The following is a 16,813-nucleotide window of genomic DNA, read 5'->3' as shown; positions in this document are numbered from 1 at the left end:
TTGCCCTGTTGTTACTTGATGGTGTTTTATTTTGTTTTTTGATATTTGCCAATGAAAGGTCTTTCTCATTAAAAGAACAAAAATGATGTAGCGCAAGAGTGAAAATAAGATGCAAAAAAAGAGGCGAAATACGCCTCTTTGAATGGTAGAAACCAATGTGGCAGAAATAATGGATTGAAACGGTAACGCCTATTAAGGTTTACGATTTCAGGTGACTGTCGAGAAAGGCTATCACTTTCTGCATGATTTCCGGTTGTAACCAGTAAACGCCGCCATGTTCTGCGCCGTTGACCAGATAGTAATTACTCTCGATACCCTGCTGGCGCAGCGCCTGGTGCAATATTTCGGTTTGACGCGGCGATACCACGGTATCGGCGCTGCCATGCATGATAAGAAACGCAGGGGTGTGCTTGCCGATATAAGTTATCGGGTTGGCCGCCGTCGCTTTTTCAGGGAAACGGGTAATGGGGCCGCCTTCATTAAATACCGACGTGCCGTTAACCCAAATTGCCTCGGTGGAAGAGGCAGATGTATGTTTTTGCACGACATTGTCAGGGAAACCTTCCCCGACGCGGGTTAAATCAGACAGGCCATAAAAATCGATAACCGCCTGAACGTTGCTGTTCTGGTCAAGATTGTCGCCTTTGTCGAATTGACGGCTGCCGCTGGTCGTACCGGCAAAGGCTGCGAGATAACCGCCGGCGGATGCGCCAAATACCGCCAGATGGTTGGCATCAATACCGAATTTGCTGGCATTGGCACGAAGATAGCGAATCGCTGATTTTACATCCTCCAGCGGGGCCGGGAACATTACCGTCGGCGCGACGCGGTACTCCATGCTGGCCACCACATACCCGGCCTGAGCCATCGCCAGACGCTGTTGGATGTAATTATCTTTGTTGGCATTAATAAATCCCCCGCCAGTAATAAAGAGTACGACCGGCTGGGGCGATTTGACTTCAGGTTGCAGAATATCCATTTTTAATGCCACATTCGAATAACCGCGCATCGGCACCTGGGCATATACCACATCAGAAATCAGTTTTACTGAGGTCTGGCGCGGCGTTATTGTCAGTTCATGGATGTTGTCTGCGGATTTATTGTTTGATGCCATGGCGGGAACCTGCGCCGTTGCGCTTATCATCACAGAAGATAACAGTATCATTTTTAGCGAAGGGGTACGCATGAAGTATTCCTTAAAATTATTATACAGTGGTAAGTTAATTCTGGTCATTTCAATAACAGTGGAGGGAAAAACTGCGGCAGGCTATCATGGCCGAGATGAATGCAAATGTGCTTAATCTCACATTAGTATTTTTGCAATTTAATATAATTGCTATTGGTATAATATTATATGTTCTATACCCTAAGTAATTCCGGTTGCAGCACAACACGGATGCATGTTCAACAATGCAACGTGTTGGCCCTGCAAGGGCGAGTTCCAAAGATGGGCCGAGTAATTAAAGCCAACGCACCGGTAACTTGACGTATGACGGGGATAAATAAATTGGAGGCACGAAACCATGCACATAGCGGTGATAAGGTGAATCGCTGGCAATAAATGATAATGTGAAACAAGAAGAGTCAGGGATGCACACACAAGCAATACGCTTGCAATCTGAAGTATGGCGGGTAGAAAAATAATCATGATAAGTATAAAAAGAGCACTTTATTATCACGAGTTAGTGCGTAAGGGGAGTTTTACCCAAGCCGCCAAGTCACTCAATATCTCTCAGGCCTTTCTTTCCCAGGAAATTTCCCGTCTTGAGCAGGATCTGCAACGGAAATTGATTAATCGCACCACCCGGCAATTTTCTCTGACACCGTTCGGTCAGGCATTTGACGACAAAATCAAGCCGCTGATCCGTGAGTATTATGATGTGGAGCAGTTTGTGCAATCCTACGAAGAGAGTCAGGATGGCGCGCTGATGGTAGGGGTGATCCCTATCTTTAATCGACTGAAATACTACGATGTATTTACACAATTCCAGCAGCAACACCCGAATATCGAACTCTCGTTTATCGATGGCGTCAGTAGTGATTTGCTGGAAAAAGTGAGAAATGCCCAAATTCATGTCTCGCTATCCACCCCGTTTGATGACTACCTGCAAGACCCGCTGTTTAATCACTCGGTTTTCTTGCAAGACAGCCTGGTCGCGGTGATGGCAAGCGCCCACCCGCTGGCGGGTGAGTCCAGCCTGACATTACAGCAATTGGCGCAAGAGCGACCGATTGTGCCGCAAAAAGGCACCGGCGAGCATGCCGCTGTGTCCACGGCATTTAGCCGCGCCGGGCTGGAGCAAACGTGTTTTCGTGAATGCAGTAACCTCGACATCATCATGGATTTGGTGATGCATCATGGCGGCGTGGTGTTTTTATGTACCTCGGTGGCGTTTAGCCTAAAAGGTTATGACATCGCCATTCGGCCTATTGCCACACCGATTAACCGCACGTTTGCCGTCAGTTACTTAAAACGCAGCGCCTCGATTCCGATGGTGCGCCGTTTTCTGGATTTTATGGAACGGCATCACCCGGTGTTGAGTACACCGGGCGCGGGCGGATAGTGCGAGATAGCGTGATAAGTGCCTGACAGCGTAAGCCAGGATGACCGGCAAGCCCAAGGCTTGCCGGATAACGCCGGGTCAACGCGTTTTCGGCAGGCGGGCAAAACTGACGGCTAATTGTATCGCATTGATCAAAATCAGCAGGGCGGTGGCGAGAAACACCCAGCGATAACCGTACAGTGCCGAGACGCCGGAGCCGAGCAGCGGGCCTGCGACATTACCTAAGTACATGCAGGACTGGTTATAGCCGAACAGCCGACCGGTCACGTGCTGGCTACTGTATCTCACTAATAATGCCTGAACCGCAGGCATGAGCGCGCCATCGGCAAACCCGAGCGCAAAGCGCAGAATGCCCAACTGCACGGCGCTTTGTACCGCTGACATCAAAAAGAACAGCAGTGCGCAGAAAAACAGCGCCACCACCAGAACCCGCTGTGAACCGATGCGATCGCCTAGTTTGCCAAGGCGCGGCGCGGATAATAGCGCAGAAACGCCGGGTACTGCGGCAATTACACCGCTGACAAAGGCAATGTTGTCGATATTCGGCGACAGGTCACGAATAAAAAGCGTCAAAATAGGGCTGATAGAGCCATTGGCCATCTGAATCATCAGCGTGGTGATGCACAGACTGATTATCAGCAGCGGATAAGGCAGCGATGAAAAGACCGCCTGGCGGCTCAGTTGCTCTTTTTTACTGACGGTAATCGCGTTTTCTCGAATGGCGAACAGCGTAATTAAAAAGCAGATGAACAGCATCCCAGAGGTGACAAAAAACACGGTGCGCAAACCAATGGTGTCGGCCATCATGCCGCCGAGCAGCGGGCCAATCAACACCCCGGCCACTTGCCCGGTCGAGAGCGTACCGAGCGCCCAACCGCTGCGGTTACGCGGTACTTGCGAGGCGATGAGCGCCATTGCATTGGGAATATAACCGGATGTTAACCCCATTAACGTGCGCAAAATGAATAATTGCCACACATTGGTGGCCATGCCCTGCAACCCCATGATGACTGACATACCAAGCGCGGCGCGCAGCAGCATCAGCTTACGGCCTTTACGGTCGGCCAGGCTGCCCCACAGGGGCGCGACAACAGCCGAGACCAGAAACGAACAACTGAATACCAGCCCTGACCACAAATTCAGCGCGGTATGGTCACTTACGCCAAGGTGTTCGATATACAGCGGCAAAAAAGGCAGGATTTGGCTCATCGCCATACCCGTAAAAAAGCATCCTAGCCAGGCGGAGAAGAGATTGAGTTTCCAGGTTTCCATAAGGCAGGTATCGGTCGTCAGTGAAAGCCAGGCAGTACACGCGAACTGGCGAAGTGGGCCTAGTATGGCCGTTTTTCGTTAGCCGGGAAATGATTTTGTCCTCTTCCCGTGGGGGATAAGCGCGCCGCTGGCGCAGCGAAAAGAGTGGGTCGGGTGACACGCGCGGATGAGTGAATTGCCCGGAAAATCAGCAAGTTCAAATAAACCAAAACGCCATTCCTTTTTTTATGTGATATGCATCACATAAATCTTGCGTTCGTATTCAACAAAACGTACAATCTTTTACCAGAAAGTTCACAAACCACTCATTCGCTAAGGTGATCAACGTGCGTAAATTCCTGAAAAAACTTCTGGTCGCTTATGTCAACGCCTATAAAGACATTCCGCCAGGTGCCATGCACTAAGTCTGTCGTCGCAGCCAACGCCCGGCTGCCACGATAAACCGCAAAGCACCATGAAGAAGGCCACTGTACAGTGGCCTTTTCTTTTGGGCTGGATTCAGCGGTTAGCGTTCATTACACGCGTTCATTACAAGCGTGCGTTCGGGTCTGCCGTTTGTCCGCCATCTTTCACCGGCCCGCCGAGTTGCGTTTTAAACCAACTGACCACTCTGTCGATAATCGGTTTCTGGAACCAGGTGAGATCGCCATGCTGCGCGCCTGCGACCAGTACATACTCCGCTTTATCGCCTTTCGCTTTCAGCGCCTTATACAGTTGCTCACTCTGCCAGGGGGAGACATGGGTATCATCACTGCCGTGCATGATTAAAAACGGCGGCTCGCTGCCTTTGATATGGCCCATCGAGCTGGCGTTTAATGCTTTGGCTTTGTCGCTCATCACCGATGCGCCAGCAAAGTCGCGAAACGCCGCGCCATTGAGCAACAGTGCTTCTGTCACCGCCGGTGATTCATGCACTTTTTGCAGGTTCTCCGCCAGTCGCTCGCCGATATTGAGTAGATTGGAAATGCCATACAGCGTGACGACCGCCTGAACATCGGAGGACTTATCCAGATAATCCCCTTTGTCGAAGGCTTTTTCGCCATTGGTGGTGCCGACTAACTGAGACACATAACCACCGGCTGAGTCGCCCAGTACGCCAATGCGGGTGGGGTCGATACCGTATTCACGGGCGTGGGCGCGTAGATAGCGCACGGCGGCTTTGCCATCTTCCAGCGGTGCCGGGAAGGTATCCGGGACAACGCGATATTCGGCGGCGGCGACCACGAACCCGGCCTGGGCAAGCGCCATGCGCATTTCGATGTATTTTTCGTGATCGGCAGAGGTAAAGCCGCCGCCAGGAAAGTACACGATGGCCGGTTTCAGGTCAGCGGTGCGCGGCACAATCAGTGACATTTTTAACTGACGTACTGCCCGCGTTTGCTTGATTTGATTATAAATAACGCCACTGAGCACATCGACCTGCTCTTGGGTTTTCGTCACGCGGATCACTTCCGCGCCAGCGGTGTAACCCGGCAGGTCAGCATCAGCAGCCAGCGCAGCGCCGGTGCTTAATAGCAAGGTGGTGAGTGTGGCAAGTGTAAAACGTATTCCTGTACGCATAAAATTCTCCTGTTTAAGCGGTGGCTATTATTGCTCACCAGTGCGTAATCTACGGTAGCGGGGGGGTAACAGGATAGAGAAAACCGACCGCTGAATCACCAGACAACACATGCCCTGAGATCAACGGTCAGCCCCGGCGGTGAGTGTCAGCGACTGAGCGCGTGCGCAATCGCTTTGCCTAATTCAACGGTGTTGCCGTTTCCGCCCAGATCCCGCGTGAGCGGCGCATGCGCGGGCCCTTGTGAGAGAACTTGCTCAATGGCGCGTAATACGGCGGCACCGGCAGCGTCGTAGCCAAGATGTTCCAGCATCATGGCACCACACCAGATTTGGCCTATCGGGTTTGCAATACCTTTACCGGCAATGTCTGGTGCCGAACCGTGTACCGGTTCAAACAGACTTGGGAAGGTGCGATCGGGGTTGATGTTAGCTGACGGCGCAATACCAATGGTGCCGGTACAGGCCGGGCCCAGATCGGAGAGGATGTCGCCAAACAGGTTGCTGGCGACCACCACGTCAAACCAGTCAGGGTGCAGTACAAAGTTCGCCGTCAGAATATCGATATGGTATTTGTCTACCTTGACCTCGGGATAGTGTTGCCCCATCTGCGCGACCCGGCTGTCCCAATAGGGCATGGTAATGGCAATACCGTTAGATTTTGTTGCGGACGTGAGGTGCTTTTTCGGGCGTTTCATCGCCAGTTCATAGGCGAATTTGAGGATGCGATCGACGCCGACGCGGGTCATCACCGTTTCCTGGATCACCACTTCACGTTCGGTGCCAGCAAACATCGTGCCGCCGACGCTGGAATATTCTCCTTCGGTGTTCTCACGCACGATATAAAAATCGATATCCCCTGGCTGGCGGCCTGCCAGCGGCGCTTTGACGCCGGGCATCAGGCGACAGGGACGCAGGTTGACGTACTGGTCGAACTCGCGGCGGAACAACAGCAGCGATTGCCATAATGACACATGATCCGGCACCACCTCGGGCCAACCGACGGCACCGAAATAGATGGCATCAAAATCTTTTAATAATGCAAACCAGTTATCCGGCATCATTTTGCCGTGCTGGCGATAGTAATCGGCACTGGCGAAATCAAACCATTCCCACGTTAATGGAATATCAAATAATTCCGCCGCACGGCTGAGAACCCGTACGCCTTCCGGCATGACTTCTTTGCCGATGCCGTCGCCGGGGATAACGGCAATACGATAATTCGGTGTAGACATAGTGACTCCTGACAGAGCGCATCTGTCGTGTAGGGCGTTGTACTTGGGTAACGGGCAGTGTATTTACTCTGTTTGACGTAAACAATTTCGCTTTTGGTAAAGCCATTATTGAATAAAAGAGAAGAATTGATGAGCACAATGGATGATCTGCTGTTCTTCAGTCGTATCGCGGCACTGGGGAGTTTAACGGCGGTGGCGCGTGAATATGGTTTATCACTGCCTGCGGTCAGTAAACGCCTGACGCAGCTAGAACAGCGGCTGGGTGTGCAACTGATAAGGCGCACGACGCGGCGGCTGGACATGACACCCGAAGGGCAGCTCTATGCGGAGGGGGCGTTACCCATCCTGCATGATATCGATGCGCTGGAGAGTCAGGTACGGCGTAATCAGCTCACCTTGCGCGGACGCCTGTGCGTTAATGCTTCATTTGGTTTTGGGCGACGGCATATTGCGCCATTGATTTCGGCCTTTGCCCGCCAACATCCAGAACTCGATATTCAGCTACAGCTCACCAGTCAGCCGCTGAACATGTTGGATGCAGGCGTGGACATTGACATCCGCTTCGGGGCTCCGCCGGACTCGCGTCTGGTCGCGCACCGGCTGCTGCATAACCCACGGCTGCTGTGCGCGGCACCGCACTATCTGGCAGCGCACGGTACGCCAACAACCGTGGCCGAGCTTGCCGGACACAACTGTCTGGTGTTACGTCAATATGAAAGTGATTATGGACTCTGGCGTTTTTATCGCCACGGGCAGGAGTTGACTCACCGGGCGTTCGGCAATCTTTCCGCCAATGATGGTGAAGTTATCATGCGTTATGCGCTCGATGGGCACGGCATTATTTTGCGCTCATGGTGGGATGCGCACCCCTGGCTTGCGAGCGGTAAACTGGTTGCGTTACTGACGGATTACACCCTGCCGGAGGCCGATATCTACGCGGTGTATCAACAGCGCCGCCACGTTCCGGCGCGTATTTCCGCGTTTGTTTCCTGGCTTAAACAGCAACTGCCGCATGTGCTGGCCCCGCAAGGGGAGAGCGCCACAGAGTAAGTGTGAGAAACCGGGTCAGTGCGGCAAACCGCGTCAGTGTGGCAAAAATATGCCGGGGGACTCATCGGGTGGCGAGCAGTATAGCGAGAGCGCCTTGGCCGGCGCTCTCCAGAGAACATCCTGACGCTTATTGGCGCACCAGCCGCCCGGTGGTGGCTTCAGCCTCAAAGTCGCTGCGAAACGGGTTGATGTCCAACCCGCCGCGACGGGTGTAGCGGGCGAATACCGACAGCTTTTGTGGCTGGCAGTAGCGTTTCAGGTCATTGAAAATGCGCTCAACACACTGCTCATGGAATTCGTTGTGCTGACGGAAGGAGATCAAATAACGCAGCAGCGCCTCTTGGTCTATCTGACGCCCTTCGTATTTTATGACCACGCTACCCCAGTCCGGCTGGTGCGTGACCAGACAGTTCGATTTCAGCAAATTCGAGTTCAGCGTTTCTGACACCAGCGGCGCGCCATCACGCACGGCGTGTTGCAGGTAATCAGGGTTGAAGCTGTAATCGTTCACTTCAATATCCAGCTCATCAATGTTGCTGCCCGGTAACTTGTCAATGTCGGCAGGATAACCGCTAAGGCCCGGATAAAGCGTGACTTTAACGTCGCCGTTGGCGGCAGCGCTTAAATCTTTGATAAGCGTGGCGTGTACTTCGCCAATATCGTTAAAGCGCGTTTGGTTAAAGCTGTTGAGATAGAGTTTGAACGATTTGGATTCGATCAGGTTTTCTGAACTCGCCGGAATAATAAATTCGGCAATACCCACCAGCGGCTTGCCTTTGCGGTTCAGCCAGGAGAGTTCAAAGGCTGTCCATATGTCGTGGCCGTGAAACGGCAGCGTATCACCGCTAAGGCCGATGAGGTCGCGCCCCCGTGCGCGCGGCAGCGCTTCCAGAAGCGAGGGGTCATAGTTATCCGGGTAGCTGGAGCGTACGCCCAGATGGGTAATGCTATCGTTCTCAGTAATATGCATAATCGCTCAGTTCCTTGCTGGTACAGGTACGGTATGAATATATTTCCTGAACAGTCTGCGGCTACCGTAAATGGGGCCAACGCCTAACACCGCATAGACCACTTTAATCAGAAACTGCGACACGATCATGGTGCGGATCATGTCAGCACTCAGGACATTATAAAATGCGATGGTGCAGAAAATCACACTATCAACGGCAGAGGCCGTTACGGTGCTGGTGATCACACGAATGAACAAGTAGCGTGATTTCGTCAGAATTTTGATTTTGTGCAACACCCAGGCGTTAATGTTTTCTGAAATCAGATACGCGACGGATGAGCCGAGCAGAACGGCCACCATGTTATCAATAATACCGTTATAGGTTGTGCTGTATTCCCACTCGGCAACGCCGGGGATAAGGCTTGTTACCCACAGTCCGAGCACGAACACCAGATGAAAAAAGAACGCAATCAGGATGGTGCGCCGCGCCAGCCGCAGGCCATAAAATTCGTTTAAGATATCCACCAGAATAAACGTCAGCGGGTACACAAACACCGCTGGCGGCACCACCATATTCAGCGCGGGGATAAAAATGGGTTTCACGCCGCTGACGGTGGAAAAAATATAAATGACGCAAAGTGCGGTGGTGATCATCAGGTAGGCCAGCCAGGAGCGTTCATTTCTGTCGCTCAGTTCATAGGCGGTGGTGATGTCCTTACCGGAGTAAAGCTTTTTGTACAATGCGTTGAGCTCATGCCGACTGAAATCGTCGGAAATGTCGCTATCGACCAGCTCCTTTAAGTTCATATGCAGCGTTTTGCCGGTCGATAACACCATAATATTCGCAGAGAGCTCGCCGCTGTGGTTAAACCCTAGCAGTTTGAATTTCTTGTTTGCATCCATTTATATCCTTTCCTCTATGATATACCCCAGCAATGTCGCTGCCGCCGGACGTTTCCTCTCGCCTGCTTGCGCTGCTGGTGGCATTTCGACAAAAAATCCGCTGTCCGGTGAGTGGTACAGTGCCGGGGTATCGGGAACCAGCGCCGGTGGGCGGCGCACGATCAGTAGCGTGCCTGCGGAAAAGAGCTCGCCGAGCGGCGCTTCAAGCTTGATTGCCACCATGTTGGCTTCATCGCCAAAAAACCAGGTCAGCGGGTAGGTAACGACCAGTTGCCCAATGCGGTGCTGCATCACCGACAGCAGTTCTGATTGTGGAATCACCGGGATGGCGGACGGATTCTTGTTGCCATCAAAAGACAGCGTGTTATTGAGCTGCTCAACCTTTTCCAGATCGTAATCTTCAATTTCCTCACAGGAAACGCCGAAGAAATCAGAAATACGGTGGATGGTCGATTGCTGAACTTTATTCACTTTACCGTCGAGAATTTTGTAAATCGTGGTGCGCGTAACTCCAGTGCGGTTGGAGAAAGAGGCTTTGGTTTCGCCTCGGGTACGCATCAGATATTCAATATTTTTAATAATATTGGTCTTGCGCTGAGCATTGGTTGTTTTCATGTTCGTTCCTTTTCAGGCTGTTTCTCAGACAGCGTCATCTTACGCTAAAAGCCAGGATTTCAGCTATTGCGACAGGGGTAAAAAATGCCGCGCGCGCCCGTCGATGCTATTGCGGGTGCTGTTGCGGGTACTATTGCGGGTAAAGCGGTGCATTCACATGCGGGCGGCATGCATTCATAAAATTTCTGTCAGGTGTGAGGTCGATACTAAAAATGGACATTAAAGGCAATCAGGTGTTTATTAATTTGTTGACTTGATCGTTTTCATTGCGATACCGTTTAGTAAAATTGATTAATTGTAAGACCCTATTCAAGTTGTAAACATTAATTATAATTAACTGACTAATTGATTACTCTCGACACTGAGCTCGAAGGTAATCCGTCTGACACCAGGGAACCCAAGAACGGATGCGTTGATAAGGTGGGGAGCAGGGCGCTCGTCATTCATCCATACCGACATCGTTGTTAAACCTTTGCCTGTGTCGCCGCAGGCAGTCTACTTTGTGCTGAAGGCGGCCAATGGCGCGCCATCGGCCTGCCATTGGTGGTGATTATTTTCCGCCAGCCAGATCGATAAAGCTGCCGGTGACGTAACTGGCTTCGTTTGACAATAACCAGCCGATCGCGTTCGCGACTTCTTCCGGCTGGCCGCCGCGCTGCATGGGAATGGCCTGGCGAACCCGGTCTACCCGGCCTGGCTCACCGCCGTCAGCGTGGATATCGGTATAAATAAAGCCAGGCCGCACGGCATTGACCCGAATGCCCTGAGCGGCCACCTCCAGCGCCAACCCTCGGGTCATGGAGTCCACCGCGCCTTTCGATGCGGCATAATCGATATATTCATGGGGCGAGCCCAACCGGGATGCCGCCGAGGAAACATTCACTATCGCTCCGCCTCTACCGCCGTGCCGGTGAGCCATGCGTTTGACGGCTTCACGCGCGCACAAGAAATACCCGGTGATATTCGTGGCGAATAGCGCATTAAGCCGTGCTGCATCCAGCGCTTCAATACTGGCCTGCGGGCGTAACACTCCGGCGTTGTTGACTAACCCGGTCACGGTTCCTAACTGGCGGTCGATGTCAGAAAATAGCGCGATAACCTGTTGCTCATCGGCAATGTCTGCCTGGATAGCGATGGCGCGTCCGCCGCTGGCGCAGATTTCCGCCACGACCTGCTGCGCCTGCTGGTACTGATGTAAGTAGCTGATAGCGACCCAATGGCCCATCCGGGCCAGATGCAGCGCGGTCGCACGGCCAATGCCTCTTGACCCGCCAGTCACCAATGTGATGTGTTGCATATTAACATCCCGTCTTCTGGTTGCTGAACTGGCTGCACGTAGTGTATGTCAGCGCCCGGCGTCAGGACACTCTGCAACGGCGTCGCGCTATGTGAGAAGTGCATAACGTGACGCCGTTTTTGTGGCTATCAGCGGCTATTAACGGCTATCAGCGGCGTGATGGCGGTTAACGCGACTGGCCGGGCGGCGTTTCTGTGAGGGTAATGGCATCATACATCACCATGCCACCCTGCAATTCCAGCGAGATCGCGTTGTTGCCATCGCGTAATGCCCCGGTGGGAAGGGGAATGTGGACGTCGTGATAGCGTCCGCTCTGCATCGCGCCGCGATAAATGGCTTTATCGTTGTTCATACTTGAGTGTGGTTAGCCATTGGTCATTGAGTTTGACGGCTAACTGTGGCGTCGTCACTGGCGTGCTCATGCCGCTGTTACTGGCACCCGCTAAACCGATGTGTAGGGTGTAGGCTTTTTGCGGTTGGTGGGTGGTAAACAAGATGCGCCAGCTTCCCGGCTGGGTCTGGGCATAGTACCAGTCATGGCGCTCACGGCTTTTGCCGATTTCATAGCTCAGGTTGGCGGGAACATCGGTTTGCCAGTGATACTGGCGCAGTTTATCGCCAAAACGGAACTCACCGGCTTTTCGGTCTGCCTGGCCGATGGCCCACACCAGCGCTTCAGCCGGGCGGGTTGCGATAGGCGCAAGGGTGACGCGCCCTGCGTCAATATGCACCGTTTGTTGTGCCAGTAACCCTATCTCGCTGCCGCCGTCGGCATAGACGGATAACTGATATTCACCGGGCGGCACATCATGCAGCGTAAACTGACCATCACGGTTGGTGCGCGCATGATACAGATAACCGTGGGTCTGTATATCGGCATCTTCACCGCTGCTGTTTAACGCCACCAGAGCATGCGGTGCCTGGGTGCGCACCTGACCGCTGACCGTCGCGCGTTGTTGCGGGTAGCGTGCGTCATCCATCCATGTGTATGGCCAGCGGGCGCGTTCATGTTCAGCCCGGCGGCTGGCATCAGCCAGCACTTCACGATCGCCGCCTTGGTTGATGTATAACAGCCACGGGCCGTAGAGTTTTTCAAAACCGGGTTGTGCCACCATATCTGGGGTGCCGAAGTGCGAGCCGGTGAGGTAGTTGAGGATAATGGCGTCTTGATGAACCAGTAGCTCTTGTTTGAGGGCATCGCCAGAGTAGTATTCGTCGCTCGCGGGCACTAACCAGGCACCATAGCCATTGCCGAGCACGCCCCAGTAACGGGTTGCTCGCTGATAACCGGCGAAGTCGTATTTGCTGTAGATGTTGCCGTCGGGTAATTGCCAGGTTTCATCTTGCACCTTCGGTTGGGCTTCAAGCTCGCGGTAAAGCAGCGGCGTACCGCGTCGCACGCCGTTAAACAGTTGGTTCAGGCGGCTGGCATCGAAGCGGTAAACATTGCGCAACTCACTGACGGTGACGGGGGTTGAGCCGGTGTTAGCGGCGACCACATAGCTGTAGATGCCGCTGACATTGCTGCGCATGATGAAGTGATATTCCAGCCGCAGTTTGCCGTTTTGGTCATCGATATACGCCAGATGAACCTGATCGGGCGTTTGACTCATGATACTGATGCGCTCAGGGACGAATTCATTGACGCCGCCGGAGTAATAATCGAGATAAAAGCTGCGGTTTTTATCCGGGTCGCGCGCTGCACCGGAGAGGTGCTGAATCAGATTATTGCCGCCTTTCCAGATTTCCTGAGCGCTGCCGTCTGCGCCGAGACGCACTTTGAGCAGGCCGTTATCCAGCGTGCTATTCATGCCATCCAGCGTGAGGGTGACGGCACTGGAGGCGGCGAGCGGTATCGCCAGCGCGACCGCCAGTAGCGGAGCGTGCCACGTTTTCAACGATCTTTTCATGATGAACCATCCATTGTCATGCATTTATTCATCGCCAGGCACAGGTGAAAAAGGCTGGCGTGTTCTGGCCGGGTCAATGCGCCGTACCGGCCACAGCCTGGCATACGGCGGGCTGTCGCGCCTTTGTCAGGTGGTCATGGCGGCGTGGTATGTGGCAGGAGGGGGAAGATAGCGGCGATCGAGATCATACTTATGACGTGTATCCGGTGCCAGTATCGGGGCAGGATGGGGCGATTAGCGCTGCTTTAGCATGCTAATTGTTTAAAAATCAATGCAATATATCTATACATAATTGAATGGCACCGGCAGGCGATTTTTCGCTATGATGCACGTCTCTTAAACCTGTACCTGATAGGCGCTATGGAACGTTTTCTGGAAAATACGATGTACGCTGCACGGTGGCTGCTGGCTCCGGTTTATCTGGGGCTATCGCTGGGCTTGATGGCGCTGGCGATTAAGTTCTTTGAAGAGATTTGGCATGTGTTGCCGAACATTTTCACCATTTCCGAATCCGACCTGATTTTGACATTGCTGTCATTGGTGGATATGACGCTGGTAGGCGGCCTGCTGGTGATGGTGATGTTTTCCGGTTATGAAAATTTCGTGTCGGCGCTGGATATCGGCGAAGACAAAGAAAAGCTGAACTGGCTTGGCAAGATGGATGCCAGCTCGCTGAAAAACAAAGTGGCCGCCTCCATCGTGGCGATTTCATCCATTCATCTGCTACGGGTGTTTATGGATGCGAAAAACGTGCCGGACAACAAGCTGATGTGGTATGTCATCATCCATTTGACGTTTGTCTTGTCGGCCTTTGTGATGGGTTATCTGGATTGGTTATCTCGTCATGACCACCACGCGCATCATGACCCGGAGACACCGCACCCGAAACCGTAATCCATACACGGTGCTGCGGCGTCAACAACGCCCCCGCTGGCCGGGGGCGTTGTTTTATCTGCCGTTTAACCGGGTGTCAGAGTGCGAGCACGTCCACCAGGCAACTCATCGCATTCGGGCCTTGCGTCAGCGGTGAGGTGGCGATGTCGAGTGTGAGCACATTGGCATTGCCGGACTGTTCCACCTCGTGCCACTGCGCCTGACCGAAACCGGGCTCAAACCAGGCACCGGTTGCCATCATTACCACACCCGGTGTCACGCCATCGGTGATTGCGGCTCCGGCGTAAATCCGCCCGCGATCGTTGCGTACTTCCACTCGATCGCCGTGGTGGATGCCGCGTGCGCTGGCGTCCTGCGGGTGTATGTACAGGGTTTCGTGCCCGGCGGTTTGGTTGGCGATGACGTGCGGTGTGCAACCAAGCTGGCTGTGCAGGCGATCGGCTGGCTGAATGGAGATAAAGTGTAGCGGCCAACGCTGCGCGGCGTTATCGCCCAGCCATTCGACCGGCGGCTGCCACTGCGGATGCGGTGCAAAATCGCGGTAGCCGTATTCGGCAATGGTGCGGCTAAATAGCTCGATTTTGCCGCTCGGCGTGTTGAGCGCATGGCGCTGCGGGTCGTGGCGAAAGGCGTCGAAAAACACGAACGGCTGCTCATCCATCGGGATTTCCACGAATCCTTGCTGCCAGAACGCGTCGAAATCAGGCCAGGCCTGGCCCGAGCTGCCCTGCTGTTCCCGACAGGCGAGGTACATGGCTTCCAGCCATTGTCGCTCGCTGCGGCCTTGATGGGTGAAGGCTGCGCCGTACCCCAGCCGCTCGGCCAGTTCACTGAAAATGTCGTAGTCATTGCGCGCCTGATGCTGCGGCGCAATCGCCTGATGCATGGCAAACACGAAGCGATCGCGCGAGGAACCACCGATATCGTTTCGTTCCAGCGAGGTGGTGGCAGGCAGCACGATATCCGCCATCTGTGCCGCTGCTGTCCAGACGATATCCTGCACGATAACCGTATCCGGTCGCTGCCAGCCCTCAACCAACCGGTTAAGCTGCTGGTGATGGTGGAACGGGTTGCCGCCAGCCCAATGGATGAGATGAATATCGGGGTAAGTCCGCAGCTCGCCGCAAAACGTATAGGGCTCGCCGGGGTGCAGTAACATATCGGCGATGCGCGCCACCGGAATCGACTGGCCGCGATTGGCGACGGAGGGCGAGGCGGGCGCTGGCGAAGTGATGCGCTCATTGCCGACGCTGTTCATCGAGCCGTGCCCAAACGAGAAGCCGCCGCCCGGTAGACCTATCTGGCCGAGCATGGCCGAGAGCGCAATCATCATCCAATATGGCTGTTCGCCGCGATGGGCGCGCTGCACCGAATAAGAGCAGGTGATGAAGCTGCGTATTCCCAGCAACTGTTGCGCCAGTTTTTCGATACGTGCAGCCGGAATGCCGGTGATGGCGCTGGCCCACGCTGGCGTCTTGGCGATGCCGTCGCTGTGGCCGTTGAGATAGTCGCGCAACTGTGGATAGCCCACGCAGTGGCTGTCGAGAAAAGCCCGGTCTTCTGCCTGATGGCGCTGAATCTCGTAGCCCAGCGCCAGCATCAGCGCCACATCGGTGTTGGGGCGGATAGGTATCCATTCGGCATTGACGAACGCCGGGCAATCATCGCGCATCGGGCTGATGTTAATCACCGGAATACCGCGTGCCACCAGAGTTTCCAGCGCCGGTTTTAACGTGTGCTGTCCGGCCCCGCCGGAGGCTACCTGGGCATTTTTCAGCGCCAGCCCGCCAAAAGCGATAAACAGCTCACAGTGCTCGGCCACGCTGCGCCACTCGGTGACTTTGCCGGTCAGCGGGTGGAAGGTGCCAATCACATAGGGCAAGAAAAATTGCGCCGCTCCCCAGCTATAATTGCCGGTTTGATCGACCGCGCCGCCGCCGGAGAAATAAAAGCGCCGCACCTGCGAGCGCGCGTGATGAAAACGTCCGGCGGACGACCAGCCGTATGATCCGGCGAACAGGCCGTCCGCGCCGTAGCGGTCGCGTACCCGGCGGTTTTCCTCCGCCACCAGACTGAGCGCCCGATCCCACGTCACCTCGACGAACGGCTCTTTGCCGCGCAGCGTGCGGTCACTGTGTTCGCGCTTCGCCAGCCACGAGCGGCGCACCATGGGTTGACGAATACGCTTGTCGGAATAGACCAGCGGTACGATGGAGTCGAGCATCGGCGATGGGTCGGGATCGGCGGCAAACGGTTCGCAGCGGATAAGCTTGCCATCCTCAACGACGGCGGTAAATGCGCCCCAGTGGGCGAGGTGTGGGTAACGCCTGGTTGTCATAGCATCCTCGGTCAAAAGGCGTGTTCTGTGCAGGTTAACGATGTGGGCAACCTACCGTATTTCTTTGTTATGGCTAAGAAAATATTGCAGCTAAGAAAATGTTGCGGCTCAGAGCATCGGCCCGCTGCCTCAATGAGATAGCCTGCTATTTATCAGGCTTGTCATCATACAAGCCTGCCTCGGCGCAGGCCAGCCAGCCTTTATACCTATTGGATAGGTGTTATATCAG

Annotated in this window: 16 protein-coding genes; 5 read left to right on the top strand and 11 right to left on the bottom strand. The window is 54.2% G+C overall.

The features are described from left to right. Nucleotides 1–199: 199 nt before the first annotated feature. A complete protein-coding gene (locus O1Q98_RS07480) occupies nt 200–1,186 on the bottom strand; it encodes an alpha/beta hydrolase (protein ID WP_125258434.1) in 987 nt (328 codons plus the stop codon). 460 nt (nt 1,187–1,646) lie between these two features. Between O1Q98_RS07480 and O1Q98_RS07475 the strand changes: the two genes are divergently transcribed. Next, nucleotides 1,647–2,564: a LysR family transcriptional regulator gene (locus O1Q98_RS07475; RefSeq protein WP_125258435.1), complete on the top strand. Its 918-nt coding sequence runs from the start codon at nt 1,647–1,649 to the stop codon at nt 2,562–2,564. Between the two features lie 78 nt (nt 2,565–2,642). Here the strand turns inward: O1Q98_RS07475 and O1Q98_RS07470 are convergent, their stop codons facing one another. Beyond that, a complete protein-coding gene (locus O1Q98_RS07470; RefSeq protein ID WP_125258436.1) occupies nt 2,643–3,836 on the bottom strand; it encodes a multidrug efflux MFS transporter in 1,194 nt (397 codons plus the stop codon). A gap of 317 nt (nt 3,837–4,153) precedes the next feature. Between O1Q98_RS07470 and azuC the strand changes: the two genes are divergently transcribed. Further along, complete coding sequence (gene azuC / locus O1Q98_RS19780; RefSeq protein WP_145916229.1) at nt 4,154–4,240, top strand: stress response protein AzuC; 87 nt, start codon at nt 4,154–4,156, stop codon at nt 4,238–4,240. A 124-nt stretch (nt 4,241–4,364) separates the two neighbouring features. On the opposite strand, the gene O1Q98_RS07465 is transcribed toward azuC, so the two are convergent. After that, nucleotides 4,365–5,396 (bottom strand): alpha/beta hydrolase, encoded by a 1,032-nt coding sequence (locus O1Q98_RS07465; RefSeq protein WP_125258437.1) that lies wholly within the window; start codon nt 5,394–5,396, stop codon nt 4,365–4,367. Nucleotides 5,397–5,542: 146 nt separating this feature from the next. Beyond that, complete coding sequence (locus O1Q98_RS07460) at nt 5,543–6,628, bottom strand: tartrate dehydrogenase (RefSeq protein ID WP_125258438.1); 1,086 nt, start codon at nt 6,626–6,628, stop codon at nt 5,543–5,545. A gap of 129 nt (nt 6,629–6,757) precedes the next feature. On the opposite strand from O1Q98_RS07460, the gene O1Q98_RS07455 reads away from it, so the two are divergent. Further along, entirely contained in the window at nt 6,758–7,678 is a 921-nt protein-coding gene (locus O1Q98_RS07455; RefSeq protein ID WP_125258439.1) for a LysR substrate-binding domain-containing protein, read from the top strand. 127 nt (nt 7,679–7,805) lie between these two features. On the opposite strand, the gene queF is transcribed toward O1Q98_RS07455, so the two are convergent. From queF to O1Q98_RS07425, 6 genes are all read right to left on the bottom strand, one after another. Beyond that, nucleotides 7,806–8,648 carry an NADPH-dependent 7-cyano-7-deazaguanine reductase QueF gene (queF, locus tag O1Q98_RS07450; protein ID WP_125258440.1) on the bottom strand — a complete coding sequence of 281 codons (843 nt, stop codon included), beginning with the start codon at nt 8,646–8,648 and terminating at the stop codon, nt 7,806–7,808. A 6-nt stretch (nt 8,649–8,654) separates the two neighbouring features. Beyond that, the gene (locus O1Q98_RS07445) at nt 8,655–9,530 is read right to left on the bottom strand and encodes a queuosine precursor transporter (protein WP_125258441.1); all 876 of its coding nucleotides are present in this window, start codon (nt 9,528–9,530) and stop codon (nt 8,655–8,657) included. After that, nucleotides 9,531–10,145 (bottom strand): helix-turn-helix domain-containing protein, encoded by a 615-nt coding sequence (locus O1Q98_RS07440; protein ID WP_125258442.1) that lies wholly within the window; start codon nt 10,143–10,145, stop codon nt 9,531–9,533. A 550-nt stretch (nt 10,146–10,695) separates the two neighbouring features. Continuing rightward, complete coding sequence (locus O1Q98_RS07435) at nt 10,696–11,442, bottom strand: SDR family oxidoreductase (RefSeq protein ID WP_125258443.1); 747 nt, start codon at nt 11,440–11,442, stop codon at nt 10,696–10,698. A 166-nt stretch (nt 11,443–11,608) separates the two neighbouring features. Beyond that, complete coding sequence (locus tag O1Q98_RS07430) at nt 11,609–11,794, bottom strand: polysaccharide lyase family protein (protein ID WP_278143342.1); 186 nt, start codon at nt 11,792–11,794, stop codon at nt 11,609–11,611. Continuing rightward, the gene (locus O1Q98_RS07425) at nt 11,781–13,352 is read right to left on the bottom strand and encodes a polysaccharide lyase family protein (protein WP_278143340.1); all 1,572 of its coding nucleotides are present in this window, start codon (nt 13,350–13,352) and stop codon (nt 11,781–11,783) included. The genes O1Q98_RS07430 and O1Q98_RS07425 overlap by 14 nt, the downstream gene beginning before the upstream one ends. Between O1Q98_RS07425 and O1Q98_RS07420 the strand changes: the two genes are divergently transcribed. Then, complete coding sequence (locus O1Q98_RS07420) at nt 13,351–13,524, top strand: hypothetical protein (protein ID WP_164512956.1); 174 nt, start codon at nt 13,351–13,353, stop codon at nt 13,522–13,524. The genes O1Q98_RS07425 and O1Q98_RS07420 overlap by 2 nt on opposite strands. 188 nt (nt 13,525–13,712) lie before the next feature. Continuing rightward, nucleotides 13,713–14,246 carry a TIGR00645 family protein gene (locus O1Q98_RS07415; protein WP_125258445.1) on the top strand — a complete coding sequence of 178 codons (534 nt, stop codon included), beginning with the start codon at nt 13,713–13,715 and terminating at the stop codon, nt 14,244–14,246. A 76-nt stretch (nt 14,247–14,322) separates the two neighbouring features. Here the strand turns inward: O1Q98_RS07415 and O1Q98_RS07410 are convergent, their stop codons facing one another. Continuing rightward, nucleotides 14,323–16,584 carry a molybdopterin-dependent oxidoreductase gene (locus tag O1Q98_RS07410; RefSeq protein ID WP_125258446.1) on the bottom strand — a complete coding sequence of 754 codons (2,262 nt, stop codon included), beginning with the start codon at nt 16,582–16,584 and terminating at the stop codon, nt 14,323–14,325. Nucleotides 16,585–16,813 lie beyond the last annotated feature (229 nt).

This window comes from Dickeya lacustris, assembly GCF_029635795.1.
GTDB lineage: Bacteria > Pseudomonadota > Gammaproteobacteria > Enterobacterales > Enterobacteriaceae > Dickeya > Dickeya lacustris.
The sequence above is the reverse complement of the archived record's forward strand: the minus strand, read 5'-3'. Positions and strand labels throughout refer to the sequence as shown.

Excerpts from the sequence above, each read along its gene's own strand:
- O1Q98_RS07480 (WP_125258434.1), bottom strand. The coding sequence starts at position 1,186 with ATGCGTACCCCTTCGCTAAAAATGATACTGTTATCTTCTGTGATGATA.
- O1Q98_RS07475 (WP_125258435.1), top strand. The coding sequence starts at position 1,647 with ATGATAAGTATAAAAAGAGCACTTTATTATCACGAGTTAGTGCGTAAG.
- O1Q98_RS07470 (WP_125258436.1), bottom strand. The coding sequence starts at position 3,836 with ATGGAAACCTGGAAACTCAATCTCTTCTCCGCCTGGCTAGGATGCTTT.
- O1Q98_RS07465 (WP_125258437.1), bottom strand. The coding sequence starts at position 5,396 with ATGCGTACAGGAATACGTTTTACACTTGCCACACTCACCACCTTGCTA.
- O1Q98_RS07460 (WP_125258438.1), bottom strand. The coding sequence starts at position 6,628 with ATGTCTACACCGAATTATCGTATTGCCGTTATCCCCGGCGACGGCATC.
- O1Q98_RS07455 (WP_125258439.1), top strand. The coding sequence starts at position 6,758 with ATGAGCACAATGGATGATCTGCTGTTCTTCAGTCGTATCGCGGCACTG.
- queF (WP_125258440.1), bottom strand. The coding sequence starts at position 8,648 with ATGCATATTACTGAGAACGATAGCATTACCCATCTGGGCGTACGCTCC.
- O1Q98_RS07445 (WP_125258441.1), bottom strand. The coding sequence starts at position 9,530 with ATGGATGCAAACAAGAAATTCAAACTGCTAGGGTTTAACCACAGCGGC.
- O1Q98_RS07440 (WP_125258442.1), bottom strand. The coding sequence starts at position 10,145 with ATGAAAACAACCAATGCTCAGCGCAAGACCAATATTATTAAAAATATT.
- O1Q98_RS07435 (WP_125258443.1), bottom strand. The coding sequence starts at position 11,442 with ATGCAACACATCACATTGGTGACTGGCGGGTCAAGAGGCATTGGCCGT.
- O1Q98_RS07430 (WP_278143342.1), bottom strand. The coding sequence starts at position 11,794 with ATGAACAACGATAAAGCCATTTATCGCGGCGCGATGCAGAGCGGACGC.
- O1Q98_RS07420 (WP_164512956.1), top strand. The coding sequence starts at position 13,351 with ATGATGAACCATCCATTGTCATGCATTTATTCATCGCCAGGCACAGGT.
- O1Q98_RS07425 (WP_278143340.1), bottom strand. The coding sequence starts at position 13,352 with ATGAAAAGATCGTTGAAAACGTGGCACGCTCCGCTACTGGCGGTCGCG.
- O1Q98_RS07415 (WP_125258445.1), top strand. The coding sequence starts at position 13,713 with ATGGAACGTTTTCTGGAAAATACGATGTACGCTGCACGGTGGCTGCTG.
- O1Q98_RS07410 (WP_125258446.1), bottom strand. The coding sequence starts at position 16,584 with ATGACAACCAGGCGTTACCCACACCTCGCCCACTGGGGCGCATTTACC.